22 protein-coding genes are annotated in these 26,869 nt (G+C 64.0%); 15 read left to right on the plus strand and 7 right to left on the minus strand.

All coding sequences use genetic code 11. The features are described from left to right. Positions 1-33 precede the first annotated feature (33 nt). From xapA to CLU91_RS21170, 7 genes are all read left to right on the plus strand, one after another. Positions 34-873 carry a xanthosine phosphorylase gene (gene xapA, locus CLU91_RS21140; RefSeq protein ID WP_099760536.1) on the plus strand — a complete coding sequence of 280 codons (840 nt, stop codon included), beginning with the start codon at positions 34-36 and terminating at the stop codon, positions 871-873. Positions 874-992: 119 nt separating this feature from the next. Next, a complete protein-coding gene (locus CLU91_RS21145; RefSeq protein ID WP_096233956.1) occupies positions 993-2,186 on the plus strand; it encodes a phosphopentomutase in 1,194 nt (397 codons plus the stop codon). Beyond that, positions 2,183-3,142 (plus strand): deoxyribose-phosphate aldolase, encoded by a 960-nt coding sequence (gene deoC / locus CLU91_RS21150; protein ID WP_046685481.1) that lies wholly within the window; start codon positions 2,183-2,185, stop codon positions 3,140-3,142. The genes CLU91_RS21145 and deoC overlap by 4 nt, the downstream gene beginning before the upstream one ends. Positions 3,143-3,154: 12 nt before the next feature. Next, complete coding sequence (locus CLU91_RS21155; RefSeq protein ID WP_442906578.1) at positions 3,155-5,536, plus strand: aldehyde dehydrogenase family protein; 2,382 nt, start codon at positions 3,155-3,157, stop codon at positions 5,534-5,536. A gap of 76 nt (positions 5,537-5,612) precedes the next feature. Further along, on the plus strand, positions 5,613-6,935 hold the full coding sequence (gene deoA / locus CLU91_RS21160) for a thymidine phosphorylase (protein ID WP_100875698.1): 1,323 nt from the start codon (positions 5,613-5,615) through the stop codon (positions 6,933-6,935). Positions 6,936-7,017: 82 nt separating this feature from the next. After that, positions 7,018-7,425 carry a cytidine deaminase gene (locus CLU91_RS21165; protein WP_100875699.1) on the plus strand — a complete coding sequence of 136 codons (408 nt, stop codon included), beginning with the start codon at positions 7,018-7,020 and terminating at the stop codon, positions 7,423-7,425. A 19-nt stretch (positions 7,426-7,444) separates the two neighbouring features. Next, entirely contained in the window at positions 7,445-8,656 is a 1,212-nt protein-coding gene (locus CLU91_RS21170) for a nucleoside deaminase (protein WP_100875700.1), read from the plus strand. Here CLU91_RS21170 and CLU91_RS21175 read toward each other — a convergent pair. The 6 genes from CLU91_RS21175 to CLU91_RS21200 form a co-directional block, all read right to left on the minus strand. Further along, a complete protein-coding gene (locus tag CLU91_RS21175; RefSeq protein ID WP_100875701.1) occupies positions 8,653-9,816 on the minus strand; it encodes a dipeptidase in 1,164 nt (387 codons plus the stop codon). The two genes, CLU91_RS21170 and CLU91_RS21175, sit on opposite strands and share 4 nt — an antisense overlap. A gap of 11 nt (positions 9,817-9,827) precedes the next feature. Next, on the minus strand, positions 9,828-10,250 hold the full coding sequence (locus CLU91_RS21180; protein WP_100875702.1) for a VOC family protein: 423 nt from the start codon (positions 10,248-10,250) through the stop codon (positions 9,828-9,830). Positions 10,251-10,410: 160 nt separating this feature from the next. After that, the gene (locus CLU91_RS21185) at positions 10,411-10,680 is read right to left on the minus strand and encodes a hypothetical protein (RefSeq protein ID WP_100875703.1); all 270 of its coding nucleotides are present in this window, start codon (positions 10,678-10,680) and stop codon (positions 10,411-10,413) included. 137 nt (positions 10,681-10,817) lie between these two features. Beyond that, the gene (locus tag CLU91_RS21190) at positions 10,818-11,333 is read right to left on the minus strand and encodes a hypothetical protein (RefSeq protein WP_096233963.1); all 516 of its coding nucleotides are present in this window, start codon (positions 11,331-11,333) and stop codon (positions 10,818-10,820) included. A 91-nt stretch (positions 11,334-11,424) separates the two neighbouring features. Continuing rightward, positions 11,425-12,102 carry a TetR/AcrR family transcriptional regulator gene (locus CLU91_RS21195; RefSeq protein WP_100875704.1) on the minus strand — a complete coding sequence of 226 codons (678 nt, stop codon included), beginning with the start codon at positions 12,100-12,102 and terminating at the stop codon, positions 11,425-11,427. A 10-nt stretch (positions 12,103-12,112) separates the two neighbouring features. Beyond that, on the minus strand, positions 12,113-13,570 hold the full coding sequence (locus CLU91_RS21200; protein WP_100875705.1) for an aminotransferase-like domain-containing protein: 1,458 nt from the start codon (positions 13,568-13,570) through the stop codon (positions 12,113-12,115). Positions 13,571-13,769: 199 nt separating this feature from the next. On the opposite strand from CLU91_RS21200, the gene CLU91_RS21205 reads away from it, so the two are divergent. The 8 genes from CLU91_RS21205 (at position 13,770) to CLU91_RS21240 (ending at position 25,093) form a co-directional block, all read left to right on the plus strand. Continuing rightward, on the plus strand, positions 13,770-15,086 hold the full coding sequence (locus CLU91_RS21205; RefSeq protein ID WP_100875706.1) for an aspartate aminotransferase family protein: 1,317 nt from the start codon (positions 13,770-13,772) through the stop codon (positions 15,084-15,086). 84 nt (positions 15,087-15,170) lie between these two features. Next, positions 15,171-16,673 carry a CoA-acylating methylmalonate-semialdehyde dehydrogenase gene (locus CLU91_RS21210; protein ID WP_100875707.1) on the plus strand — a complete coding sequence of 501 codons (1,503 nt, stop codon included), beginning with the start codon at positions 15,171-15,173 and terminating at the stop codon, positions 16,671-16,673. A gap of 46 nt (positions 16,674-16,719) precedes the next feature. Continuing rightward, the gene (locus CLU91_RS21215) at positions 16,720-18,087 is read left to right on the plus strand and encodes an NAD(P)-dependent oxidoreductase (protein WP_100875708.1); all 1,368 of its coding nucleotides are present in this window, start codon (positions 16,720-16,722) and stop codon (positions 18,085-18,087) included. Beyond that, positions 18,087-19,367 carry an NAD-dependent dihydropyrimidine dehydrogenase subunit PreA gene (preA, locus tag CLU91_RS21220; protein WP_198521375.1) on the plus strand — a complete coding sequence of 427 codons (1,281 nt, stop codon included), beginning with the start codon at positions 18,087-18,089 and terminating at the stop codon, positions 19,365-19,367. Before CLU91_RS21215 ends, preA begins: the two co-directional genes overlap by 1 nt. A gap of 134 nt (positions 19,368-19,501) precedes the next feature. Continuing rightward, complete coding sequence (locus CLU91_RS21225) at positions 19,502-20,986, plus strand: NCS1 family nucleobase:cation symporter-1 (RefSeq protein ID WP_100875710.1); 1,485 nt, start codon at positions 19,502-19,504, stop codon at positions 20,984-20,986. Positions 20,987-21,007: 21 nt separating this feature from the next. Continuing rightward, on the plus strand, positions 21,008-22,399 hold the full coding sequence (hydA, locus tag CLU91_RS21230; protein ID WP_100875711.1) for a dihydropyrimidinase: 1,392 nt from the start codon (positions 21,008-21,010) through the stop codon (positions 22,397-22,399). A gap of 15 nt (positions 22,400-22,414) precedes the next feature. Beyond that, positions 22,415-23,650, plus strand: coding sequence for a Zn-dependent hydrolase (locus tag CLU91_RS21235; RefSeq protein WP_100875712.1), 1,236 nt, complete (start codon positions 22,415-22,417; stop codon positions 23,648-23,650). Positions 23,651-23,710: 60 nt separating this feature from the next. Beyond that, a complete protein-coding gene (locus CLU91_RS21240) occupies positions 23,711-25,093 on the plus strand; it encodes a tetratricopeptide repeat protein (protein ID WP_157814750.1) in 1,383 nt (460 codons plus the stop codon). Here the strand turns inward: CLU91_RS21240 and CLU91_RS21245 are convergent. After that, the gene (locus CLU91_RS21245; protein WP_100875713.1) at positions 25,090-26,844 is read right to left on the minus strand and encodes an allantoate amidohydrolase; all 1,755 of its coding nucleotides are present in this window, start codon (positions 26,842-26,844) and stop codon (positions 25,090-25,092) included. The genes CLU91_RS21240 and CLU91_RS21245 overlap by 4 nt on opposite strands. Positions 26,845-26,869: the final 25 nt, after the last annotated feature.

The following is a 26,869-nucleotide window of genomic DNA, read 5'->3' on the forward strand; positions in this document are numbered from 1 at the left end:
CAACCATCATCATTAGTCAATCAGAGGATAACCATGTCGAACAACACCCCTTTCCACGCCGCCGAAATCATCCGTGCCCGCGCTCCTGAAAATTTCAAGCCGCGCGTGGCGATGATCCTCGGCTCCGGCCTGGGCGTGTTGGCCGAGCAGATGACGGACGCCGTCAGCATCAGCTTTGACGAATTGCCAGGCTTCCCGATCAGCACCGTGCACGGCCATGCCGGCGAACTGGTGATCGGCACCCTGTCGGGCGTCGCCGTCGTCTGCATGAAGGGCCGTGGCCACTTCTATGAAGGCTATGGCATGGGCGTGATGACGAGCGCCATCCGCACCCTGAAGCTGCTGGGCTGCGAAATGCTGTTCGTCACCAACGCTGCCGGTTCCCTGCGCCCTGAAGTGGACGCCGGCAGCCTGGTGGCCATCAGCGACCATATCAACCTGCTGCCAGGCACGCCGATGGTCGGCCCGAACGACGACCGCTTCGGCCCGCGCTTCTTCAGCATGGCCAACGCCTACGATGCCGATCTGCGCAACCTGGTCAAGGACACGGCAGCCGCCAACGGCATCACCCTGCACGAAGGCGTGTTCGTCGCCTACCCTGGCCCGAACTTCGAAACGGCCGCCGAAATCCGCATGATGGCCCGCCTGGGTGCCGACACGGTCGGCATGTCGGTGGTGCCGGAAGTGGTCTCGGCCCGTCATTGCGACCTGAAAGTGGTGGGCGTATCCGTCATCACCAATCTGGCCGAAGGCATGTCGCCATTCGCCCTGTCGCACGAACAAACCTTGAAATACGCGGCCATCGGTGCAAAAGACCTGGTCAAGCTGATCCTGGCTTTCCTGGCGACCGTATCGGCTACGCCGCAAGCCTAAGCACTTTTTTTACGCAGTAGCGGCGCGCCGGCCACCGGCGCTGCCGCGCGGCAGGCCTGGAAAATCCGGCCTACACTGTCCGCATCATCTTTGCATCACTCCATAAAGCGAGCCTTATCATGTCACGCGCATTTATCCTCCTGCTTGATTCCTTCGGCCTTGGCGCGACGCCAGACGCCGCCAAGTATGGCGACGCAGGTGCCAATACCTTTGGCCACATTGCCAGCACTGTCGCCAAAAGCGGCAAGACCTTGAAACTCCCGAACATGGAACGCCTGGGACTGGGCGCCGCCGCCCACCTGGCCAGCGGCGAATGGGCCACGGGCTTCGACCAGCGCGACGGCTTTACCGGTGCCTACGGCGCGGCGCGCGAGCGCTCCACCGGCAAGGACACGCAGAGCGGCCACTGGGAAATCGCCGGCGTGCCCGTCGAATTCGACTGGGGATATTTTCCCCGCACCACGCCGTCGTTCCCCGCCGACCTGACCGACAAACTCAAAGCCCTGTCGGGCGTGCCCGGTTTCCTCGGCGACTGCCATGCCTCGGGCACGGACATCATCAACAAGCATGGCGACGAGCACGTCGCCACCGGCAAGCTGATCATCTATACCTCGGGCGACTCGGTGATGCAGATCGCCGCGCACGAAGAATCGTTCGGCCTCGAACGCCTGTACGCAGTGTGCGAAATGGCCTTCAAGCTGGTCGAACCGTACAACATCGGCCGCGTCATCGCCCGCCCGTTCACGGGCAGCAACGGCAACTACACGCGCACGTCGAACCGTCACGACTATGCGGTGGCGCCGCCAAGCAAGACCCTGCTCGACCACGTCAAGGATGCGGGCGGCGAAGTCGTCGGCCTGGGCAAGATCAGCGACATTTTCGCCACCCAGGGTATTTCCAGGGTCGTCAAGGGCGTCGACAACATGGCGCTGTTCGAAGCGCTGTTGAAGACGGCCGATGAAGTGCAGGACAAGTCGCTCACCTTCGTGAACTTCGTCGATTTCGACCAGGCTTTCGGCCACCGCCGCAACGTCGAGGGCTATGCCGACGCGCTGCGCGAAATGGATGGTCGCCTGCCGGAATTCATGGCCAAGCTCAAGGAAGGCGACCTGGTCGTGATCACCGCCGACCATGGCTGCGACCCGACCTGGCACGGCTCCGACCACACCCGCGAACACATACCGATGATCTTCTTCGGCCCCGGCGTCGCCCCGCGCGCGCTGGGTATTTCCGAGACCTTCTCCGATATTGGCCAAACCCTCGCCAAACACCTTGGCGTACCACCACTTGCTAATGGAACCAGCTTGTTATGACACTCATGCACCCCGAATTCAAGCGTAACGAGGCCGTTGGCCTCGACCTGGGCTGGATCAACCAGATCCGCGTCAACCGCGCCGCGACGGACCGCCGCGCGGCCAGCCTGGCGAACCGCCGTACGGTGAAAAAGGAATACCAGGCCGCCTGGCTGGTGAAAGCCATCCAGATGATCGACCTGACCACCCTGGGCGGCGACGATACGCCGGGCCGCGTGGAACGCCTGTGCATGAAGGCCATGCGCCCGCTGCGCGCCGACCTGATGGATGCACTGGGCCTGACTGAACTGAGCACCGGCGCCGTGTGCGTGTACCACGAGATGATCCAGCCTGCCGTGAAAGTTATTCAGGGCCGCTTGCCCATCGCCGCCGTGTCGACCGGTTTCCCGGCCGGCCTGACGAGCATGGAAACGAAGCTGCGCGAGATCGAACTGTCGGTCGCCGCCGGTGCTTCCGAGATCGATATCGTCATCACGCGCCAGCACGTCCTGAACGGCAACTGGCAAGTGCTGTACGACGAAATGCTCGCTTACCGCAAGGCGTGCGGCGAAGCCCACGTGAAGGCGATTCTCGCCACGGGCGACTTGCTGACCATGGAAAACGTGGCCAAGGCGTCGTGGGTCTGCATGATGGCCGGCGCCGATTTCATCAAGACTTCCACCGGCAAGGAGGGCGTGAACGCCACCATTCCCGTGGCCCTGACGATGGTGCGCACGATCCGCGAATACCACGAGCAGACGGGCTTCCAGGTGGGCTTCAAGCCGGCCGGCGGCGTCAGTTCGGCCAAGAGCGCGCTGCAATACCTGACCCTGATGAAGGAAGAATTGGGCAACGAATGGCTGCAGCCGCACCTGTTCCGCATCGGCGCTTCCAGCCTGCTGACCGACATCGAGCGCCAGCTCGAGCACTACGTCACCGGCAGCTACTCGGCCAATCATCGTCACGCACAACCTTAAAGCACATTCGTCATGACTACAATTAACGAGATTCTCACTACTATGGACTACGGCCCTGCTCCCGAAAGTCAAAAAGAAGCACAAGCGTGGCTCGACGGCCACCAGCGCACATTCGGTTTGTTCATCGACAATGCCTGGAGCGCGCCGGCCGAACTGTTCGCCTCGACCAATCCGGCCGACGGCACGCAACTGGCCGAACTGACGCAAGCGACCGACGCGGACGTCGAACGCGCCGTGGCAGCGGCGCGCCGCGCGCTGCCCGTCTGGCAGGGCATGGGCGGCCACGGCCGAGCGAAAGTCATGTACGCGCTGGCCCGTTTGCTGCAAAAGCATGCGCGCCTGTTCGCCGTGCTCGAAACCCTGGACAACGGCAAGACCATCCGCGAAACGCGCGATATCGACCTGCCGCTGGCCGCGCGCCATTTCTATCATCACGCTGGCTGGGCGCAGCTGCAATCGGAAGAATTTGCCGACTACCGCGCCGTGGGCGTGGTGGGGCAGATCGTGCCGTGGAATTTCCCCCTGCTGATGCTGTCGTGGAAAATCGCCCCGGCCCTGGCGGCCGGTAACACGGTGGTCTTCAAGCCGGCCGAATTCACCTCGCTCACCGCCATGCTGTTCGCCGAATTGTGCGTGCAGGCGGGCGTGCCGGCCGGCGTGGTCAACATCGTCACCGGTGACGGCCGTGTGGGTTCTGCCATCGTCAACCATCCTGGCGTCGACAAGATCGCGTTTACGGGTTCCACCGAAGTGGGCCGTTTGATCCGCATAGCGACGGCCGGCAGCGGCAAGAAGCTGTCCCTCGAATTGGGCGGCAAGTCGCCGTTCATCGTCTTTGAAGACGCGGACCTGGATGGCGCCGTGGAAGGCCTGGTCGATTCGATCTGGTTCAACCAGGGACAAGTGTGCTGCGCCGGATCGCGCCTGCTGGTGCAGGAATCGATCCAGGAGCGCTTCCTGAACAAGGTGCGCGCGCGCATGCAAAACCTGCGCCTCGGCTCGCCGCTGGACAAGTCGATGGACGTGGGCGCACTGGTTGACCCCGTGCAGCGCCAGCGCATCGCCGCGCTGGTCGACTCGGCCCGCGCCGAAGGCTGCGACGTGTGGCAACCGGCGTGTGAATTACCGGCTGACGGTTCTTGGTTCCCGCCGACCCTGATCACGGGCGCGTCGACCTCGGCCGCCGTGGCGCAGGCTGAAATCTTTGGCCCCGTGCTCGTGGCCATGAGCTTCCGCACGCCGCCAGAAGCGGTGCAGCTGGCGAACAACACGGTGTACGGCCTGGCCGCCAGCGTGTGGACCGAGTCGATCAGCCTGGCCCTCGATATCGCGCCCGCCATCAAGGCTGGCGTGGTGTGGATCAACAGCGCCAACCAGTTCGATGCCGCGTGTGGCTTCGGCGGCTACCGCGAATCGGGCTTCGGCCGCGAAGGTGGCCGCGAAGGCATGCTGGAATACATGACGGCCCTGGCCGAAGATGCGCGTCCGGCCCTGCCGGTGGTCGAAGCGAAAGCCAAGAGCAACGCGAAGCCGGCGCCAGCCGATCCGTTCGCCATCGACCGCACGGCCAAGATGTACATCGGCGGCAAGCAGGCGCGCCCTGACAGCGCCTACAGCGCACCTGTGTTCGGCGCGAATGGCGCCTTGCTGGCCGAAGTGGGCGTGGGCAGCCGCAAGGATATCCGCAACGCCGTCGAAGCGGCGCATAAAGCGTCCGGCTGGACCAGCGCCACGGCGCACAACCGCGCGCAAGTGCTGTACTACATCGCCGAAAACCTCGCTGCGCGCGCCGACGAATTCGCCGCCCGCATCGCCGCCATGACGGGCAATAAAAATCCCGAGAAGGAAGTGCAGGCATCGATCGAACGCCTGTTCTACTACGCCGCCTGGGCCGACAAATACGACGGCTTGGCGCACCAGCCGCCCACCAAGGGCATCACCGTGGCGCTGAACGAAGCGGTCGGCGTGATCGGCATCGTCTGCCCGAACGAAGCGCCTTTGCTTGGCTTCGTTTCGCTCGTCGCCCCGGCCATCGCGCTGGGCAACCGCGTGGTGGTGGTACCGTCGGAAGCGCATCCACTTTCCGCGCTGGACCTGTACCAGGTGTTCGATACGTCCGACCTGCCGGGCGGCGTCGTCAACATCATCAGCGGTAACGCCGATGAACTGGCGCGCACCCTGGCCACGCACGCCGACATCGACGCCGTCTGGCGCCATGACGGCTCGCTTGACGGTTGCGCGGAAGTCGAGCGCCTGTCGGCCGCTACCCTGAAGCGCACCTGGGTCGGTGGCGCCAAAGGCCGCGACTGGTACAGCGCCGCGCAAAGCGGTGGCCGCGCCGTGCTGGCGCATGCGTCGCAAGTGAAAAACGTGTGGATTCCTTACGGCGTCTGATAAGCAACTAGCGTTGCAAAGCTGGGGTCAGAACCGTAGGGACTGACCCCAAATTTATTATGATCGGAGTTAAACCATGTTTTTAACCCAGGAAATCATCCGAAAAAAGCGCGACAAGGGCGTGCTGAGCGCCGAGGAAATCCAGTTTTTCGTGCGCGGCATCACTGACGGCAGCGTCAGCGAAGGCCAGATCGCGGCGCTGGGCATGGCCGTCTATTTCAACGACATGAACATGGACGAGCGCGTCGCATTTACCCTGGCCATGCGCGATTCCGGCCAGGTGTTGGACTGGCGCGCGCTGAACCTGCCTGGTCCTGTCGTCGACAAGCATTCGACGGGCGGCGTGGGCGACGTCGTCTCCCTGTTGCTGGGCCCCATGGTCGCCGCGTGCGGCGGCTACGTGCCGATGATCTCGGGCCGCGGCCTGGGTCACACGGGCGGCACCCTGGACAAGTTCGACGCCATCCCCGGCTATTGCACGGTGCCGGACAATGCACTGTTCCGCAAGGTGGTCAAGGAAGTTGGCGTGGCCATCATCGGCCAGACGGCACAGCTGGCGCCGGCCGACAAGCGTTTCTACAGCATCCGCGACGTCACCGCCACGGTGGAATCGGTGGCCATGATCACCGGCTCCATCCTGTCGAAGAAACTGTCGGCCGGGCTGGACGCGCTGGTGATGGACGTGAAAGTGGGTAGCGGCGCCTTCATGCCGACCTACGACAAATCGGTGGAACTGGCCGAGAGCATCGTCGCCGTCGGCAATGGCGCGGGCATGCAGACGTCGGCGATTCTGACGGACATGAACGAGTCGCTGGCGCCGTACGCGGGCAATGCGCTGGAAGTACGCGGCGCCATGGATTACCTGACGGGCCGTTCGCGTCCCGCGCGCCTGCACGAAGTCACGTTGTCGCTGTGCGCCGAGATGCTGGTGCTGGGCGGCCTGGCTGCCACCGAAGAGGACGCGCGCGTGAAATTGACGGCGGCCCTCGATTCGGGCGCAGCGGCCGAGCGTTTCTCGCGCATGGTGTCCGCGCTGGGCGGCCCGGCGGATATCGTCGAGCATCCGGACAAGCACCTGGAAACAGCGCCAGTCATCGTGCCGGCACCGGCGCTGTCGGCCGGTTTTGCCAACGTGCGCGATTGCCGCGCCATCGGCCTGGCCGTGGTGGCCCTGGGCGGTGGCCGCCGCCGTCCGACCGACAGCATCGATTTCGCCGTCGGCCTGACGGACCTCGTGGGCCTGGGCGAGCAAGTGGCCGTCGGCCAGCCGCTGGCCATGGTGCACGCGCGCACGCAAGCGGCAGCGCAGCAAGCCGTCAAGGAAATCCAGCAAGCGTATGCCATCAGCGCGGTGGCGCTGGCGGGCAATCCGGTGATTTACCGTACGATACGACCTTAAACTAAACCCAGCAGCAGATGCCGGGGTCGTACCCTCAGGGTACGACCCCGGCATCTGCTGCTGGGGTTGAAAAGAAAATTAAATGAACAACCAAGAACTGATCGCCGAAGCCAATGCCGGCCGCGAACTGGCGTATGCGCCATATTCGCGTTTCAAGGTGGGCGCGGCATTGCTGTGCAAGGATGGCCGCGTCTTCCGTGGCTGTAACGTGGAAAACGCCGCGTATGGCCTGTGCAACTGCGCCGAACGCACGGCGTTTTTCAGCTCCATCGCGCATGGCTGTAAACCGGGCGACTTCGCCAAATTGGCCGTCACGGGCGACACGGCTGAACCGATTTCGCCATGCGGCGCCTGTCGCCAGGTGATCTTCGAGATGGGCGGTGCCGACCTGCCGGTCATCCTGACGAACCTGAAAAACGATGTCATGGAAGTGACGGCGGGCTGGCTGCTGCCGCACGGCTTCGGCAATTCCGACCTGGACATGAAGTAACTTAGGCAATGGCACCAGCTTGAACAAGACGATCGACATCCAGGCCGCCGTGGCGATCGCCGCGGCCGAAGCCATGGCAGCGAAGACGCAGGGCACCTTCGGCGTGGGCGGCGTGCTGCTCGACGGCGCCGGCAACGTGCTGCAATCGATGCACAACAACGTCGTGCGCCAGGGCCTGGTGTTCGATCCCACGGCGCATGGCGAGCGCCAGCTGGTGGACTGGTATTTTGCCGAACGGGCCAAGGGCACGTCCTTGCCGCCGCCGGGGGAACTGACCATCGTCACCTCGCTCGACCCGTGCTGCATGTGCACGGGGGCGATTCTGGCGGCCGGCTTCAACGTGGTGGTGGCCGCGCCGGACGTCAAGGCAGGCATCAATTACGATGGCAGCGCCACGTTCACGACCTTGCCGGCGCCGCTGCAGGCGCAGGCTGGCCGCAGCTTTTGCTACCCGGCCGTGCGCGGCGCCACCGAGTATGCACGCCTGCCGTCCGGCGCCGCGCCCAAATCTTTTTTCATCGGCAAGAGCATCCACGAGGCGACGCAGGCACTGTGCTCGCTCGTGTTCGAAGCGACATCGGCGCAGGTGATGCAGTTGCTGAACGCGGGCGACGACGTGCCCTTGCGCGATCCGGCCACCTTGCCGTCCGAGCATGCCGTGGTGCGCGCCTTGCGCCGCCGCTATCCCGATGCACTGACTTACCGTTGCGCGCCGCATGCGCCCGACGCGGGCCTGGCACCGTTCCTGCAGGCGGCCATGGAGCAGGATGCGCGCGATGGCGGCCAGGGCGACGCTGCCGCCTTGCTCGATTCCTTCGGCAACCTGCTGCTGTGCATGCCGGGCAAGTTGAGCGAATCGGCCATCCGCACGCCGTTCATGGAGTGCACGCGCCAGTATGCGCAGCTGCGCTTTGAATTGATGGCGAGCGCCGATCCTGCGCGGCAGGAAGAAATCAAAAGCTACCTGGGCCATCCCAAGCACGGCACCTTCGTGCTGGCCATCGGCCCGGACGACAGCGCCGCCAGTTTCATGACCCTGGGCGCCTATGGTTCGACCATGGAAGGCGCGCTGCCGGAGAATAATCCCGCACAATTCCAGTACGTGCGCCCCGCCATGGCGCAAGACGCGCTGCTGGCGCTGTGCGACGCCATGCCGCCGCTGTACCGCAAGCTGATACGCATCCGGCCGCGCCAGGTGGCGCACCAGGCGTTGATCAGCGCACTGGGCTAGGCGTCGTCGTCGGGCAGGTTCTTGAGTAAAAAGTCGCGCACGTTTTCGCCCGCCACGCGGCGAACTTGCGCCTCCGACAGGCCCGCGTCGAGCAGCGCCTGCGTCAATCGCGGCAAGCCCGTCGCATCGATGGCCGTGGTGACGGCGCCGTCGAAGTCCGAGCCATAGGCCACGTGGTCGGCGCCGATCAGTTTTACCGTGTACTTGATGGCGCGCGCGATGGACGCGACGTCCTTGCCGCAGACGGCCGTATTCCAGAAACCGATGCCCACCAGGCCGCCCTGGGCGGCGATGCGTTTCAATTGTGCGTCGCTGAGGTTGCGGCCGTTGGCGCAGGTGCCGCGCACGCCCGTGTGCGACACCATCACGGGGCGTTTCGCCATCGTCAATACGTCGTCGATGGTGGCCGGCGAGGCATGCGCCAGGTCGACGATCATCTTGCGCTCTTCCATGGCGCGCAGCCATTGCTTGCCCAGCGGCGTCAGGCCGCCTTTTTTCAGGCCGTGCTGGGAGCCGGACAGTTCCGTGTCGAAGAAATGCGTGGGCGCGGCCATGCGGTAGCCGGCCCGGTACAAGGTATCGAGATTGTCCAGCTTGCCTTCGAGCGCGTGCGCGCCTTCCAGTGTCAGCCAGCCGGCCAGCAGGGCGGGATCCTGTTCGCGCGCGGCGATGAAGCTGCGCAGCTGGGCGCGGCTGCCGATCACGCGCACTTTGCCATCGCTCCTGGCTGCTTGCTGGCGCAGCTCGTTAGCCTGGTAAGTGGCGCGCGCCAGCAGGCTGTTCCAGGTGGCGGGCGGCAAGCCTTGCGCCACGACCAGGGCCGTGATGTTGTCCGTGTCGCTGCCATTGCGCTCGATATTCATCTTGCGCGGCGTCTTGGTGACGACGGAAAACGCTTGCAGCGCCACGTTGGCCCGCTGCAGGCGGGGGAAGTCGACATGCCCGCGCTGGCTGTCGCGGTTCAGATTGCGTTGCCACAGCAGGCTGTCGGCGTGCAGGTCGGCGATCCACAGGCTCTGGTGCAGGGCCGTAGTGGCTGCCGATGGCGCCTTGCCGGACGGCGGGTGGACACGGTTGAGGTGCTCGTCGACGAGGACGGGAGCGGACAGGAAACCGCCAACCAGCGCGAGGCTGGCGGCGGCGAGGGTACTGATAATCATTGTTCTCCGTTTTACCATGGGTCGTAGGTGCCCAGGCTCCAGATATGGCCTTCCGGGTCGCGGCAGGTAAAGCCCCGTCCGCCGTAATCTTCATCCTTGATGTCGAGCACGATCTCGGCGCCGGCTTCACGCGCGCTGCGGTAGACGGCATCGGCATCGCTGACGACCAGGTAGCAGTTTTGCGTGTTGGCGCCGCCGATGTCGCCGGGAAGTTTCATCAGGCGGCCATAGTCGCTGTCGAGGGCCGGCGCCACCATGACCATGCCGTTGCCGAAGCTCAGTTGCGCGTGGGCGACCCCACCGTTGCCGTCAGGCACGATCAGTTGTTTTTCAAAACCGAGCGCCTTGCATAGCCATTCGATGGCGGTGGGCGCGTCGCGGTAGCGCAGGCAGGGAATGGTCGTGCCGGTTGTAGCTTTTGCTGTCGTGGTCATCAGAAAACTCCTATGGCTGAGGGGGAGTAGCTTTGATCGTCTATTCAGCGTAGCGTTCCGTCTCCAAACCTTCCATCGGAATGGGTTTGATGCCCGTCAATGCTGCGCGCACTCATAGTGCCATAGAACCATCATTGCACTCTTGCCACGACGCAAATTTTTATTGCGGTGACTGCGAAGAGTTCGCTGCCTTCGTGTCCGTGCCTGTATCGTCGCTGTTGCTTGCCCATCTCAGCAGCATGACGAGGGCAAACAGCATGATGGCCAGTGGCAAGATGGTGATCAGGAACGCCAGGCCCAGGCAGCACGCCAGCAGCATGGGCCAGGACATGGCGCGCAGGGCGGCCATGCCTTGGTGCGCGTAAGCGCACAGTTCGCTCCAGAAAGCGCTGAAGGATGTGCTGCCCGGTGCCGAATTGATGTCTTTCATGCCGTTCTCCTGTGGTTGCCGCTGCCGTATGCAGGCTGGCGATGAGTCCACTATAGGCAAAACCTTGCTGCCGGGCATCACGTATGCGACGAATGGCAGGAATGGTGGACCAAACGGCAACAAACCGGGACAAACGGCTATTCAAACACCTTGAGTTTCAGCTGGAAACTGAGCGCGCCATACAGGCGGTCCTTGTAGGACGGCACGATGGCGATATTCACGCCCACGCGCTGGTATTCATAGCTGATGGTGGGGACCAGGGCCGGAAACCAGCCGCCATCGCGCATCTTCGGATAGCCGCTGAAGCCGCCAACGACGGCGCCGATGCGCAGCGGGCCCACCTTGATCGGCTGGTAGTACACGCCCAGGTAGTTCGAGTAGGCGCGGTCGCTATTGTAGAAGCGGCCGGCCGTGACCGACGCAACCGTGGAAAAGCGGTATTCGGCGCCCAGGCCCGGATTGCTGTCGTTCAGGTTCTTGTCGCGCTGAAAGTGATACGAATAAAAGCCCGCATTGAGCCAGGTTTCGCTCAGCGGCTGATTGTCTATCATGCCCACTGTCTGCGCCTGTGCCGTGGATGCCAGTGCCAGCAGCGCCGCGCAGGCGACCTTGCCCAGCAATGACGCGGTGCGCGCCGATGACCATTGTTTCATGCCTGTTCCTTATCCTGTCGCTATGGCGCCGCGATTGCAAACGCTCCAGCGCGCCATGCTATCACTGCCAGATTGTTCCTTGGAAATTTCATCATGCGCCGGGTATTGCCGCGGGCAGGGCGATGGCCGCCTGCACCATGTGCGTGAGCAGGATTTCGGCATCTTCGTAATCCTTGCGCGTGAGCTGCTTGCGATCCAGCACCAGGGCCATCTGCGCCGAAAAATCCGCATACGATTGCGTCATGGCCCAGATGGCAAACATCAGGTGCGTGGCGTTCACGGCGGCGATCCGGCCTTGCGCGATCCATTCTTCGAAGACGGCGATATCCTTGCGCAGCAGGGGCACGACCCGGTCGCGTATCTGCGCGCCGTACAGGGGCGCGCCATTGATCACTTCCAGCGCATACACGCGCGAAGCCCACGGCTGTTCGCGTGAAAAACGCAGCTTGGCGCCGATGTACGCGCGCAGCACGTCGCGCGGTTCGTCGTGTTCATTGGCCAGCGATTCCATGCGTGCCAGCCAGTCGTCGAGCACGTCGTCGAGCACGCGCTGGTACAGCAGCTGCTTGGACGGAAAGTAATACATCAGGTTTTGCTTCGACAGGCCGGCCCGCTCGGCGATGGTGGCGATCGACGCGCCTTCATAGCCGCTTTCTGCGAATGCGCGCACGGCTTGCTCCAGGATGTCCGCTTCCAGGCGATCGCGGTTTTGCAGGCGCCGGCCGCCGGCATTTTTCACGGGAAGGGCAGGGGATTTGTCGCTGGCCATGGCGGATTCTTTAGCGTGGGCGTATCGATTGCAGGAAGGCTTGCAGCACGGGGGTATCGGTGTAGGCCACGTTGAAGCGGAACCACACCGTCTCGGGCGCGCGCAGCATGAAAAATTCGTTCGGCGACAGCAGGATGCCCGCCTTCAAAGCCATGTCGGCGATGACCTTGCCATTCCATTCCGGCGTCTGGATAGTGGGCCAGCCGGCGCTGACGAACATGCCGCCGCGCGGTCGCGCCACGGGCGCCATGCCCGTTTGCGCCAGGCAGTCGATGCTGCGCTCGCGGGCCGCATCGAGCTGCGCCACCAGCCGTTCCACCATGCGCTTGTAGGGCCGCGCGGACACGGCGTGGTAGACGGCGCGCTCGTTGATTTCCGACGTCGTCAGTCCGGCCAGCATTTTCACGCGCACCAGTTCGGCCACCAGCGACGGCGAGGCGCAAATCGACCCCACGCGCAGCACCGGCGACAGGGTCTTGGAAAAACTGCCCACGCGGATCACGCGGCGCAAGCCATCCATGGCCGCCAGCGATGCTTCGCCGCGCGCCGCCAGTTCGCGGTAGATATCGTCTTCCACCAGCCAGAAATCGAATTGCTCGGCCAGCGCCAGCAGACGGTGCGTTTGCGCCTGGCTGAGCGATGTGCCGAGCGGATTTTGCAGCACCGTGTTGACGAACATGAGCTTCGGTTGCGTGCGCGCCGCTTCAACGGCCAGCGCATCGAGATCGAGGCCCGCCTCGCTGCGCGCAATGCCGACGGGGATGCAGCCGTGGTGGCGGATCAGCGATTGCAGATTGCTGTAGCCGGGGTCTTCCACCAGCACCGTGTCGCCTGGCTTGGTCAGGCTGCGCAGGATCAGGTCAAAAGCATGCGTGGCGCCGTGCGTCAGCAAGACCTGGTCCGGCTCCACCTGGAACAGCTCTTCCGTCAGGCTGGTGGCCAGGTGCTGGCGCAGCGAGGGAAAGCCGAGCGGGTGGCCGTAGCCGCGCAATCGGCTGGCGGGAATGCGCATGGCCTGACGCACGGCATCGAGCACGGTCGCCTCGCCATACATCTCGGGCGGCAGCCACCCGGCGCCCACGGGCAGGGCGTCGGACACGCCCGAATACAGGTCCGGCGTGAGCGCGTCGATGGCGGTGGGACCCGCGTGTACGGTACTCTGCGGTGTAGCGGCGATATCGTGGCGCGCGACGAAATAGCCGGAGCCGCGCCGCGACGACAGCAAGCCCAGGTTGACCAGGCGGTCATACGATTCGACGACGGTAAACGTCGATACGCCATTGCAGCGGGCGAACTGGCGCACGGACGGCATGCGCGTGCCGATACGCAGGGCGCGGCTGCCCACCATGACGCTGATGGCGATGACGATCTGCTCGACGAGGCCGCCCTTTTTCTGACGGTCGATGTCCAGCACGGGCCAGCCGCTTGCTCGCTCGGGGGCATCGTCTGTGCTGTCGCTGTGCTTCACGGTGGCTCCTTATGCTGCCTTGCACAAAACTGTAGTGGTTTTTCGACCTGTACGGTTGGGGTACTTTGCCGTTTGTGTATCTGTGCCATTGGAGATGGCCTGTCTATTATTACATCAGCTTTTTGCCAACTGGTAAATTATTTTACGCTTCGTCAAAAACGATCCTGGCGCCGCGCCAGCCCATCCCAAGGAGAAGATCATGAACGAAACAAGGCCGGAATCGATGTCGGCATTCTGGATGCCGTTTACGAACAACCGCGATTTCAAGGCCAACCCGCGCTTGCTGGTGTCGGCCGAAGGCATGTATTACAAGGACGTCGATGGCAACGCCATCCTCGACGGCACGGCGGGACTGTGGTGCGTGCCGTGCGGCCATGCGCAGCCGAAAATCGTCGGCGCCATCCGCGAGATGGTGGGCCAGCTGGACTTCGCGCCCACCTTCCAGATGGGCCATCCGGCCGCCTTCGAGCTGGCGGAAAAACTGATGGATTACACGGGGCATAAATTTGGCCACGTCTTCTACACCAACTCCGGCTCCGAAGCCGTCGACACGGCGTTGAAGATCGCGCTGGCCTACCACCGGGCGCGCGGCGAGGGCGCGCGCACACGCCTGATCGGCCGCGAACGCGGTTATCACGGCGTGGGCTTTGGCGGCATTTCCGTGGGCGGCATCGGCGGCAACCGCAAGACCTTCGGCCCCCTGCTGCCCGGCGTGGACCACCTGCCGCACACGCACAACCTGGACAAAAATGCCTACACGGTGGGCGAGCCCGAATACGGCACCCACCTGGCCGATGAACTGGAACGCATCGTCGCCCTGCATGACGCGTCGACGATTGCCGCCGTCATCGTCGAACCGGTGGCCGGCTCCACGGGCGTGCTGATCCCGCCGAAAGGCTATTTGAAACGCTTGCGCGAGCTGTGCACCAAGCACGGCATCCTGCTCATTTTCGATGAAGTCATCACGGGTTTCGGCCGCATGACGACGCCGTTCGCGGCTGATTATTTCGACGTCGAGCCGGACCTGATGACGACGGCCAAGGGCCTGACCAACGGCATGGTGCCGATGGGCGCCGTGTTCAGCAAAAAGTATATCCACGACGCCTTCATGGACGCGCCACCGGGCATCGAACTGTTTCACGGCTATACGTATTCCGGCCACCCGCTCGCGTGCGCCGCCTCGCTGGCGACCCTGCAAGTGTTCGAGGAACAGGACATCCTCGGTCACGCCAAAGCGATGCAGGCGTATTGGAGCGACGCCGTGCATTCATTGAAAGGTTTGCCGCACGTGATCGACTTGCGCAGCATCGGCCTGATCGCCGGCATCGAACTCGATTCCATCGCCGGCAAACCGGGTACGCGCGCCTTCAACGCCTTCAAGCAAGCCTTCGCCGACGGCGTGCTGATACGCACGACGGGCGACATCATCGCCCTGTCGCCGCCGCTGGTGCTGGAAAAACAGCATGTCGACGAGCTGTTTGGCAAGCTGGCCAAGGTACTCAAAAATCTCGATTGAACTACAAACCCAAGAAAACCTGGGGTCGGACCCTCAGGGTCCGACCCCGGCGCTTGATTCGGGTTTAACAATAGAAAGTGCATCATGACTGATCTCGACACGATTACCCACTACATCAACGGCGCCAAAGTCGACACCCACAGCGGCCGCTACGGCGACGTCTACAACCCCGCCCTCGGTGTACCCGTCGCGCGGGTCGCGCTGGGCACCGTGGAAGACGTCGACGCGGCCGTGCAAGCCGCCGCCGCCGCCTTTCCTTCCTGGTCCGCCACGCCGCCGTTGACGCGTGCCAGGGTCCTGTTTCGCTACCTGCAGCTATGCCAGCAGCACACGGACGACTTTGCCGCCATGCTCACGCGCGAGCATGGCAAGACCTTTGCCGATGCGCAGGGCGAAGTGGCGCGCGGCATCGAGATGGTGGAGTTTGCCGTCGGCATTCCGCAATTGCTGAAGGGCGAATTCACGGACCAGATTTCGCGCGGCATCGACGCCTGGTCCATGCGCCAGGCGCTGGGCGTGGTGGCCGGCATCACGCCATTCAACTTCCCCGTGATGGTGCCGATGTGGATGTTCCCCGTCGCTATCGCCTGCGGCAATACCTTTGTATTAAAACCGTCCGAACGCGATCCGTCGGCGTCCCTGCTGCACGCGAAACTGCTCAAGGATGCAGGTTTACCCGACGGCGTCTTCAACGTGGTGCAGGGAGATAAAGTGACGGTCGATGCCTTGCTCGACCACCCAGTCGTGCAGGCGATCAGCTTTGTCGGCTCGACGCCGATTGCCGAATACATCTATGCGCGCGGCAGCGCCAGCGGCAAGCGCGTGCAAGCGTTGGGCGGCGCGAAGAACCACATGGTGGTGATGCCCGACGCGGACATGGACATGACGGTCGATGCGCTGATCGGCGCGGCCTATGGTTCGGCGGGCGAGCGCTGCATGGCCATCTCGGTGGTGGTGGCCGTGGGCGACGCGGGCGACAAATTGATCGATGCACTGGCAGGGCGCACGGCCGCACTGAAAGTGCGCGACGGTATGGAAGATGGCGCGGAAATGGGCCCCGTCGTGTCGCTGGCCGCCAAGCAGCGCATCGAAAAACTCATCGCCTCGGGCGTGGAGCAGGGCGCGACGTTGGTGGTCGATGGCCGCAACCACGTGGTGGCGGGCCGCGAGAACGGCTTCTTTGTCGGTGGTACTTTATTCGACCACGTCACGCGCGACATGAGCATCTACAAGGAAGAGATTTTCGGCCCCGTGCTGTGCGTGCTCCGGTGTCCTGACGTGGTGCATGCGGTGGAGCTGATCAACGCCAACGAGTATGGCAACGGCGTGGCCATCTACACGCGCGACGGCGGCGTGGCGCGCGAATTCGTGCGCCAGATCCAGGTCGGCATGGTGGGCGTCAACATCCCCTTGCCTGTGCCGATGGCCTTCAACAGCTTTGGCGGCTGGAAGCGCAGCATGTTCGGCGATCACCACGCGTATGGCCCCGAAGGCGTGCGTTTCTACACGCGCCACAAAGCCGTGATGCAGCGCTGGCCGAACACGGCAAGCGCTGGTGTGGAATTTGCTTTTCCCCAGATGAAGTAAAGGTTTCAAATCACAAGCCGGCCGCACATAACAAGAGGAATACGCGATGATCGAGTCTTTGAACTATTTGCCGCATCCCACCCTGCCCAACGAGGAACTGGCGGGCCACTTCACGGACCTGGCACCGCCGCTCACGGCGCGCCAGGCGGCCATCGAAAGCGCCCGCTGCCTGTATTGCTACGACGCGCCGTGCAGCCGCATCTGCCCGTCGGAAATCGACGTGGCCAGCTTCATCCGCAACATCCACGACAAGAACATCAACGGCGCGGCCGCCGGCATCCTGAAACAGAATATCCTGGGCGGCAGCTGCGCCAGAGTCTGTCCGACGGAAATCCTCTGTGAAGACGTCTGCGTGCGCAATCACGACGCCGAGGGCCAGCCTGTGAAAATCGGCCTGTTGCAGCGCTACGCCGTCGACCACATGCATTTTGCACAGCACCCGTTCAGGCGCGCGGCTGCCACCGGCAAGACGGTCGCCATCGTCGGCGCGGGTCCGGCTGGGCTGTCGTGCGCGCACCGCCTGGCCATGCTGGGCCACGACGTGGTGATCTTCGAAAAGGAAGGCAAGGCGGGTGGCCTGAATGAATACGGCATCGCCAAGTACAAGCTGACGGACGACTTTGCGCAAAAGGAAATCGACTTCCTGCTCGATATCGGCGGCATCGAGATCCGATGTCGCCAGGTGCTGGGCGAGAACCTGCAACTGCGCGACTTGCATGCGCAGTATGACGCCGTCTTCCTCGGCCTGGGCCTGGGCGCCAGCCGCAAGCTGGGCCTGACGGGAGAGGATGCGCCGGGTCTTTTGGCCGCCGTCGATTACATCGCCGCGCTGCGCCAGGCCGACGACCTGGCCGCGCTGCCCGTGCCGAAACGTGCCATCGTGATCGGCGCCGGCAATACGGCCATCGACATGGCCGTGCAAATCCAGCGCCTGGGTGCCGAGGAAGTCACGCTCGTCTACCGGCGCGGCTTCGACGCCATGACGGCTACCCACCATGAACAGGAGATCGCCAAGGCGAATCAGGTGCGCATGCTGACGTGGGCCCAGCCGCAGCAGGTGCTGCTCGACGCGGCTGGCAAGGTGGCTGGCATGCGTTTCGAGAAAACGCGCATGCAGGGCACGCATCTGGCAGGGACGGGCGAAACGTTCGACGTGGCGGCCGACGCCATTTTCAAGGCCATCGGCCAGAGCCTCGACAGCGGCGTGCTGCATGACCCGATGGCGTCGCTGCTGCAGCGCGAAGGCGACAAGATCGCCGTCGATGCGGGTTTTCGCACGGTGCTGCCGGGGATTTACGCGGGCGGCGACTGCGTGGCGCCGGGGCAGGACTTGACGGTGCAAGCCGTCCAGCATGGCAAGCTGGCCGCACTGGCCATCCATTCCGATTTATTCAATAAAGTGGAGGCTGCATAATGGCTGATCTCAGCATCGAATTTTGCGGCATCAAGTCGCCGAATCCCTTCTGGCTGGCGTCCGCGCCACCGACCGACAAGGCCTACAACGTGGTGCGCGCGTTTGAGGCGGGGTGGGGCGGCGTCGTGTGGAAAACCCTCGGTGAAGACCCGGCCGCCGTCAACGTCTCGTCGCGCTATTCCGCCCTGTATGGCAAGAACCGCGAAGTGGTGGGCTTCAACAATATCGAGCTGATCACCGACCGCTCTCTGGAGATCAACCTGCGCGAAATCACGCAGGTGAAAAAGGACTGGCCCGACCGCGCCATGATCGTCTCGCTGATGCTGCCCTGCGAAGAGCACTACTGGGCCGACATTTTGCCCAAGGTCGAGGCGACGGGCGCGGACGGCATCGAACTCAATTTCGGCTGCCCGCACGGCATGCCGGAGCGGGGCATGGGCGCGGCCGTGGGCCAGGTTCCCGAGTATGTGCAGATGGTCACCGCCTGGTGCAAGAAGCACAGCAAGCTACCCGTCATCGTCAAGCTCACGCCGAACATCACGGACGTGCGCATGCCGGCGCGCGCGGCCAAGGCGGGCGGCGCGGACGCCGTCTCGCTGATCAACACCATCAATTCGATTACCTCGCTGGACCTGGACCGCATGGTGGCCTTGCCCATCGTGGGCGGCGCCAGCACGCACGGCGGTTATTGCGGCGCGGCCGTCAAACCGATCGCCCTGAACATGGTGGCGGAAATCGCCCGCGATCCGCAGACGCGCGGCTTGCCCATTTCCGGCATCGGCGGCATCGGCAACTGGCGCGACGCGGCCGAATTCCTCGCCCTGGGCGCCGGCTGCGTGCAAGTGTGCACGGCCGCCATGCTGCATGGTTTTCGCATCGTCGAGGAGATGAAGGATGGCTTGTCGCGCTGGATGGATGAAAAGGGCTATGAACGCATCAGCGACTTTTCCGGCAAGGCCGTGGCCAACACGACTGACTGGAAATACCTGGACATGAATTACCAGGTCATCGCGCAGATCAACCAGGACGACTGCATCAAGTGCGGCAAGTGCTATGTGGCTTGCGAAGACACCTCGCACCAGTCGATTGCGCAACTGATCGACGCCGCCGGCACGCGCACGTATGAGGTGATCAAGGACGAATGCGTGGGTTGCAATCTGTGCGAAATCACCTGTCCGGTGCAGGGCTGCATCACGATGGTGCCGCAGGCCACGGGCAAGCCATACATGAACTGGACGCAGGATCCCAGGAATCCACGGACACTGGCGGAAACGGCGTAGGGCACGTTTTTTGCGTACGTTTATTTTATAAACTGTTAGCTGTCTTTGCAGTAAGCTAGACTGCCGCAGTTTACACAATGCCGTATCCCTGGCGTCATTCAAGATGCCGGCGGCCTAACCGATGGAGAATACCTGTGAACCACGACTATTCAGGCAATACGCAGCTGTGGAATGAAGATCTTGCGCCCACCACGGCAGCGCAGCGCACCTGGCGCTGGTATCACTTTGCCGCGCTGTGGGTGGGCATGGTGATGTGCATTCCTGCCTACACCCTGTCGGCCAGCCTGATCGACAGCGGCATGTCCGGTTACCAGGCCGTGCTCACGGTATTTCTCGCCAACGCCATCGTGCTCCTGCCCATGCTGCTGATCGGCCATGCGGGCACCAAGTACGGCATCCCGTATGCCGTGCTGGCGCGCGCCTCGTTTGGCACCATGGGCGCGCGCGTGCCGGCGCTGATGCGCGCCATCGTCGCCTGCGGCTGGTACGGCATCCAGACCTGGTTCGGCGGCCAGATGATCTACACGCTGATGGGCGTCTTGATGGGGCATGAACTGGGCGGCGATAAGATCGCGGGCCTGGGCATCAACGCCAGCCAGTTGCTGTGCTTCCTGGCTTTCTGGGCCATCCAGTTCTATTACATCCTGCACGGCATGGAGTCGATCCGCAAGCTCGAAACCTATACGGCGCCCTTGAAAATCCTCATCTGCTTCGTGCTGCTGTACTGGGTGCACAGCAAGGCCGGCGGCGTGGGCGCGCTGCTGGACCAGCCATCGCAGTTCATCCCGGGCGGCAAAAAGGCGGGCCAGTTCTGGAGCGTCTTCTGGCCATCGCTGACGGCCATGGTGGGTTTCTGGGCCACCCTGGCATTGAACATTCCCGACTTCACGCGCTTCGCCAAGACGCAGCGCGACCAGGTGATTGGCCAGTCCGTCGGCTTGCCCGTGCCCATGGGATTGCTGGCCATGCTGGCCGTGATCGTCACTGCCGGCTCCGTGGTCATGTACGGCAAGGCCATCTGGGACCCCGTCGACCTGGCCAGCCGCATGACGGGCGCCGCCGTGCTGGTCGCCCTGATCATCCTGCTGATCGACACGGTCAGCGTCAACCTGGCGGCCAACCTGGTGGGCCCGGCATACGACTTTTCCTCGCTGGCGCCGAAGCAGATTTCGTACAAGATGGGCGGCTACATCACGGCCTTCATCGCCATCGTCATGATGCCGTGGAAGGTGCTCGAATCGACGCAGGGCTACATCTTCACGTGGCTGATCGGCTACTCGGCCCTGCTGGGCCCCATCGCAGGCATCCTCATCGTCGACTATTATTTTGTGCGCAAGACGCAGCTCGACGTCAAACAGCTGTACCGCGATGACGGCGTCTACTCGTATGGCAATGGCTGGAACATGGCGGCGCTGATCGCCTTTGTCATCGCCGTGCTGCCGAATATCCCGGGCTTTCTGAACGCTGCCTTTCCCACGGCGTTTCCCGACGTGGCCGAAGGCTTTAAAACCATCTACACCTACGCCTGGTTCGTGGGCGTGGCCATCGCCGCAGTCGTCTACGGCGTCATGATGAAGGGCAAGGTGGCGGCACGCGTGCAGCAGGCGCCGCAGTCCTGATCTTTTCGAGAAGGAGACAAGATGACTACATTGATACGTGGCGGTACCGTCGTCAACGCCGACCGCGCGTTTCGCGCCGATGTGCTGATCGAGGGCGACACGATTGCCGCCGTCGGCGAGAACTTGCCGGTGCCGGTGGGCGCTACCGTGATCGACGCGGGTGGCCTGTACGTGATGCCGGGCGGGATCGACACGCACACGCACATGAATTTGCCCTTCATGGGCACCGTGACGTCGGACGATTTTTTCACGGGCACGGCGGCGGGACTGGCCGGCGGCACCACCACCATCATGGACTTTGTCATTCCCGCGCCCAAGCAGTCGCTGATCGAGGCGTATCACCAGTGGCGCGCATGGTCGGCCAAGGCGGCCGGCGACTACACCTTCCACGTGGCGATCACCTGGTGGAGCGAGCAGGTTCATGAAGAGATGGGAGTGCTGGTGCGCGAGCATGGCGTAAACAGCTTCAAGCACTTCATGGCCTACAAGAACGCCATCATGGCCGACGATGAAACGCTGGTGAAAAGCTTTACCCGCTCGCTGGAGCTGGGCGCGCTGCCCACCGTGCATGCGGAAAATGGCGAGCTGGTTTTTCAATTGCAGCAAGCCTTGCTCAAGAAGGGGATCACCGGGCCGCAGGCGCACCCGCTGTCGCGTCCACCGGCCGTGGAAGCGGAGGCGGCCAACCGCGCCATCGCGATTGCCAATGTCCTCAATACCCCCGTGTACATCGTGCACGTCTCGTGCGCCGAGTCGCTCGACGCCATCACGCGGGCGCGCGCCAACGGCCAGCGCGTATATGGCGAAGCGCTGGCGGGCCACCTGGTGATCGACGACAGCGTGTATCAGAGCGATGATTTCGATTATGTGGCGGGCCACGTCATGAGCCCGCCGTTTCGCGGCAAGCACCATCAATCGGCACTGTGGCACGGCCTGCAAAGCGGCAACCTGCACACGACGGCCACCGATCACTGCACCTTTTGCGCCGGGCAGAAGGCGGCCGGCAAGGATGACTTCACGCGCATCCCGAACGGCTGCGGCGGCGTCGAGGAACGCATGGCCGTGGTGTGGGACGCTGGCGTCAATTCCGGCATGCTCACGCCGTCCGAATTCGTCAAGGTCAGTTCCACCAACGCGGCGCAGATCTTCAATATGTATCCGCGCAAGGGCCTCATCGCCGCAGGCAGCGATGCCGACATCGTGCTGTGGGACCCGCAGGGCACGCGCACCATTTCCGCCGCCACGCAGTTCGCCAAAGGGGGCTTCAACGTCTTCGAAGGTCGCACCGTGCGCGGCATCCCCCGCACCACGATTGCCGCCGGCAAGGTGGTGTTCCACCAGGGCGAGCTGACGGCCGTCGAAGGGGCAGGGCGCTATATCGAGCGCCCCGCGTTTGCCGCCACCACCGCATGAAGTCAGGAGACAATAATGGATGATCTACGCATCAATGGCGAACGGCTGTGGGCAGCCCTGATGGAACTGGCGCAGATCGGCGCGACAGCGAAAGGCGGCGTCAAGCGCCTGGCCCTGACTGATCTGGACAAACAGGGGCGCGACCTGGTGGTACGCTGGGGCACGGAGGCGGGCATGAGCATCACCATCGACCAGATCGGCAATGTCTTCATGCGCCGCGACGGCACCGACAATACCCTGCCGCCCGTGATGACGGGCAGCCATATCGACACGCAGCCCACGGGCGGCAAGTTCGATGGCAATTACGGCGTGCTGGCGGGCCTGGAAGTGGTGCGTACCCTGAACGACCTCAATATCAAGACGCGATCGCCCATCGAGGTGGCGTTCTGGACCAACGAGGAAGGCTCGCGCTTCGTGCCCGTGATGATGGGTTCCGGCGTCTTTTGCGGCGCCTTCTCGCTCGAAACCGCGTATGCGGCGAAAGACACGGAAGGCAAAACGGTGGGCGAGGAGCTGGCGCGCATCGGATACAAGGGCGAGCAGGTGCCGGGAAATCACCCCATCGGCGCCTACTTTGAAACGCATATCGAACAGGGTCCCGTGCTGGAAGACGCCGATAAAGTCATCGGCGTGGTGCCGGCCGTGATGGGACTGTCCTGGTACGATTGCGTGGTGAGGGGCATGGAAGCGCATGCTGGTCCCACGCCCATGGGTTTGCGCAAGGACGCGCTGCAGGTGGCCACCGTCATCATGCAGGAAGTCGTCGCCATTGCCAACCGCTACCCGCCGTATGGACGCGGCACGGTGGGCATGGTGCAGGTGTTCCCGAACAGCCGCAACGTGATCCCCGGCGAAGTGACATTCAGCATCGACCTGCGCAATGTGAACGATGAACTGCTCAACACCATGCATGGCGAGATCACGGCTTTTATTGACGCCACGCGCGAAAAAACAGGCTTGGGCATTTCACTGGAAAGGGTGTCCTATTACCCGCCATGCCCGTTCCACCCCGACTGCGTGGGCGCCGTGCGCAATGCCACCGCAAAGCTCGGTTATTCCGTGATGGACGTGGTGTCGGGCGCCGGCCACGACGCCATCTACGCGGCCAGGCTGGCACCGGCCGGCATGATCTTCGTGCCGTGCAAGGACGGCATCAGCCACAATGAAATCGAGGACGCCAGGCCCGAGCACCTGGAAGCGGGCTGCAATGTGCTGCTGCACGCGATGCTGGAGCGGGCCGTGGCCGTCTAGCTGCGCTAGCGCGGCGCGGCGGTGCTATGCTGGGCGCCTTGCGATCAGGGGCAACCGGCAATGAGCACTCTCCATTTCGATAACGAAGTCAACCCTGCCGCCGTGCATGCGGCGCGCGGCGGCGAGCTGCTGGCCAGTGGCGATGCGGCCGGCGCCGAAACCTGTTTCCAGCAGGCGCTGGTCTTCGACGCCGGGCATGTATTCGCCCTGGCCAACCTGGCCTGGATGCGTGGACAGGAAGGCTTGCTGGCAGAAGCGGAAAGCTATTACCTGCGCGCGCTGGCGCAAGCGCCCGATGACGTGCATCTGCTGCAGAACCTGGGCGCGCTGCTGATGACGATGCGTCGCCCGGTGGAGGCCGAGCGCATCGACCGGCGCGTGCTGGCGCTGGCGCCGGAAATGCCTTCCGCCTGGTCCAACCTGGGCGCGCTGCTGGCCGCCATGCAGCGCGAGACCGAGGCCGAACGCTGCTACCGCCATGCCATCGCACTCGATGGCGACTACGCCAATGCGCGCTACAACTTGTCGTATCTGCTGCTGCGCCAGGGCCGCCTGGCGGAAGGCTGGCAGATGCTCGAAGCGCGGCCGCAGCCGACCATGTTTGGCGCGTATTTTCGCTTTCCCCGCTGGCAGGGCGAGCCGCTTGCCGGCCAGTCGCTGCTGATCTGTCCCGAGGCGGGCATGGGCGACATGCTGCAGCTGTGCCGCTATGCATCCTGCCTGCGCCAACTGGGCGCGGCGCGCATCTCGCTGCTATGTCATGCGCCGCTCAAGACGCTGCTGCTAGACCTGCCGGAGATAGACGAAGTATTCGCCATCGGCGAGACCGTGCCGGACGACGGCTGGAATTACTGGGCACCGATCCTGAGCCTGCCCGGTCTATGCGGCACCACCCTGGAGACAATTCCGGCCCAGTTGCCGTATCTGTGGGCGCAGCCGCAGGCCGTCGCGGCGTGGCGTGCGCGCCTGCCGGCGGCACCACTGCGCGTGGGCCTGGCCTGGCGCGGCAATGCGCAATTTGAAAACGACGATGCGCGTTCGCTGGCCACGCTCGACGTGCTGGCGCCACTGAGCGCGGTGGACGGCGTGCAGTTTGTCAGCCTGCAGAAGGGTGCCGGCGAAAATGACACATCGGCATCACTCGCCCTGGTCGCCGGCGGCGCGGCGCTCGGTGATATGGCCGATACGGCGGCGCTGGTCGCCAACCTGGACCTGGTCATCAGCGTGGATACGGCCGTGGCCCATCTGGCCGGGGCGCTGGGCAAGCCGTGCTGGCTGCTGCTGCCCGACTACCTGCCGGACTGGCGCTGGATGGCCGGGCGCCTCGATACGCCCTGGTATCCCACGATGCGGCTGTTCCGCCAGCCTGCGACAGGTGGCTGGCAACCCTTGATTGGCCATCTTGCGCAGGAACTGGCGCGCTGGCGCCAGGCGCACGGCTAGGCTTTTGGCTGGAAATTCCGCAAGAAATGCAGCAGGGCTTGCGCCGCGATGTCGGCGTCGTCTGCCGTCATGGTTTCCAGCGGGTTGTGGCTGATGCCGCCATTGCCGCAGCGCGTAAACAGCATGGCCACGTCGGTGATGGCGGCCATGGCCATGGCGTCGTGGCCGGCGCCCGACAGCAGCGCGTATGGTTCGATGCCGACCGATTGCACGGCTTGCGCCAGCTGCGCCATCAGCCAGGGCGCGCACGGCGCCGCGCGCGCCGACAGCAGCAGTTCCAGCTGGTACTCGATCTGGCGCCGCGCGCAGATGGCGGCGATGCCATCGAGGATGTCGTCGACGGCCGCCTGGCGTACCGCGTCGCTCGCTGCGCGGATATCGAGCGACAGGGTGCAGGCGCCGGCGATCACGTTGACGGAGCCGTTGGGCACCTGCAGCTGCCCCACGGTACCCACCAGCGCCTCGCCCTGGTTGCAGCGCTGTTCCACCAGCAGGATGATTTCGGCCGCCGCGCTGGCCGCATCCTTGCGCATGCTCATGGGCGTGGTGCCCGCGTGGCTGGCCACGCCGCCAAGATTGAGCAGGTAGCGCGAGCTGCCGGCGATCGCCGTGACGATGCCCAGCGGCAGGTCGCGCTCGAGCAGCACGGGGCCCTGTTCGATATGCACTTCCACGTAGCCGAGCAAGCTGGCAGGGTCGCGCGCGATGGCGCCGATGGCGCTCGCCTCGTGACCGGCGGCGGCCAGCGCGTCGCGCATGCTCACGCCATCGGCATCGACCTGCTCCAGCAGCGACACGTCGAACCTGCCCGTGACGGCCGTGCTGCCCAAAAACGTGCTCTTGAAGCGCACGCCTTCTTCCTCGGCGAAGCCGACCACCTCGAAGTGGAAGGGCAGCTTTTCGCCCCGTTCGTGCAGGTGGCGCACGACGGCGATCGGCAGCACGATGCCCAGCCGGCCATCGTACTTGCCGCCGTTGCGTACCGTGTCGTAATGCGATCCCGTCATCAGCGTCTTTGCGCCGGGTAGGTCGGACAGATAGCGGCCGACCACGTTGCCGACGGCGTCGATGTGCACCTGCATGCCGGCCTCCCGCATCCAGTCGGCCAGCTGCGCGGCAGTTCTCTGGTGCGCCGGCGTCAGGTAGGCGCAGGTCAGGTTGTAATCGCTGTCGCTCCAGCCGGCCAGCGTTTCCGCGTGCTGCATGATGGCCGGACCGAAATCGAGGCGCACGTCGAACAGCTCGTTCAGGCGCAGCTCGGCGATGCGCTTGATCTGCCGCAGCGATTCGGCCAGTTCATCGGCGCGCCGGTTCTTCAGGCGCCGCGCAAAGGTGCTGATGATGTCCTGGCGCGTCAAACCCTCGCCCGTCGGGCCCTTGACGGCCAGGATGAAGGGGAAGCCGAACCTGGCGTTGTAGTCGCTATTGAGGCGCTGCAGGGTGGCAAATTCGTCGGCGCTGCACCGGTTCAGGCCGGACTTGGCCTGTTCGCGCGTCGATTCCATCGTCAGCTGTCCCGCGACGGCGGCCTTGCCGGCCAGTTCGGGGTGGGCGCGTATCAGCCCCAGTTGTTCTTCGGACGAGGCCACGGCCAGCACGCGCTGCAATTCCGTCTTGAGCGCCGTCAGGCTGGCAAACGGCCGCGCGGCAGCTGCGCGCTGGGCGATCCAGGGCGAATGTTCGTAGATGCCATGCAGCCGTGCGATAAAATCGGCCTGGCTGCCGGCGTTCAGGTCTGAAAGGGTGGTCATGGTTTTCCGATCATGCAAGCGGTGA

Origin of the sequence: Janthinobacterium sp. 64 (assembly GCF_002813325.1) — a bacterium.
Lineage (GTDB): Bacteria > Pseudomonadota > Gammaproteobacteria > Burkholderiales > Burkholderiaceae_D > Janthinobacterium.

Coding starts and splice junctions, on each gene's coding strand:
- CLU91_RS21190 (WP_096233963.1), bottom strand. CDS start 11,333: ATGAAACAATGGTCATCGGCGCGCACCGCGTCATTGCTGGGCAAGGTC.
- CLU91_RS21245 (WP_100875713.1), bottom strand. CDS start 26,844: ATGACCACCCTTTCAGACCTGAACGCCGGCAGCCAGGCCGATTTTATC.
- xapA (WP_099760536.1), top strand. CDS start 34: ATGTCGAACAACACCCCTTTCCACGCCGCCGAAATCATCCGTGCCCGC.
- CLU91_RS21240 (WP_157814750.1), top strand. CDS start 23,711: ATGAGCACTCTCCATTTCGATAACGAAGTCAACCCTGCCGCCGTGCAT.
- CLU91_RS21235 (WP_100875712.1), top strand. CDS start 22,415: ATGGATGATCTACGCATCAATGGCGAACGGCTGTGGGCAGCCCTGATG.
- CLU91_RS21175 (WP_100875701.1), bottom strand. CDS start 9,816: ATGATTATCAGTACCCTCGCCGCCGCCAGCCTCGCGCTGGTTGGCGGT.
- preA (WP_198521375.1), top strand. CDS start 18,087: ATGGCTGATCTCAGCATCGAATTTTGCGGCATCAAGTCGCCGAATCCC.
- hydA (WP_100875711.1), top strand. CDS start 21,008: ATGACTACATTGATACGTGGCGGTACCGTCGTCAACGCCGACCGCGCG.
- CLU91_RS21165 (WP_100875699.1), top strand. CDS start 7,018: ATGAACAACCAAGAACTGATCGCCGAAGCCAATGCCGGCCGCGAACTG.
- CLU91_RS21210 (WP_100875707.1), top strand. CDS start 15,171: ATGACTGATCTCGACACGATTACCCACTACATCAACGGCGCCAAAGTC.
- CLU91_RS21145 (WP_096233956.1), top strand. CDS start 993: ATGTCACGCGCATTTATCCTCCTGCTTGATTCCTTCGGCCTTGGCGCG.
- CLU91_RS21180 (WP_100875702.1), bottom strand. CDS start 10,250: ATGACCACGACAGCAAAAGCTACAACCGGCACGACCATTCCCTGCCTG.
- CLU91_RS21205 (WP_100875706.1), top strand. CDS start 13,770: ATGAACGAAACAAGGCCGGAATCGATGTCGGCATTCTGGATGCCGTTT.
- deoC (WP_046685481.1), top strand. CDS start 2,183: ATGACACTCATGCACCCCGAATTCAAGCGTAACGAGGCCGTTGGCCTC.
- CLU91_RS21195 (WP_100875704.1), bottom strand. CDS start 12,102: ATGGCCAGCGACAAATCCCCTGCCCTTCCCGTGAAAAATGCCGGCGGC.
- CLU91_RS21215 (WP_100875708.1), top strand. CDS start 16,720: ATGATCGAGTCTTTGAACTATTTGCCGCATCCCACCCTGCCCAACGAG.
- deoA (WP_100875698.1), top strand. CDS start 5,613: ATGTTTTTAACCCAGGAAATCATCCGAAAAAAGCGCGACAAGGGCGTG.
- CLU91_RS21185 (WP_100875703.1), bottom strand. CDS start 10,680: ATGAAAGACATCAATTCGGCACCGGGCAGCACATCCTTCAGCGCTTTC.
- CLU91_RS21155 (WP_442906578.1), top strand. CDS start 3,155: ATGACTACAATTAACGAGATTCTCACTACTATGGACTACGGCCCTGCT.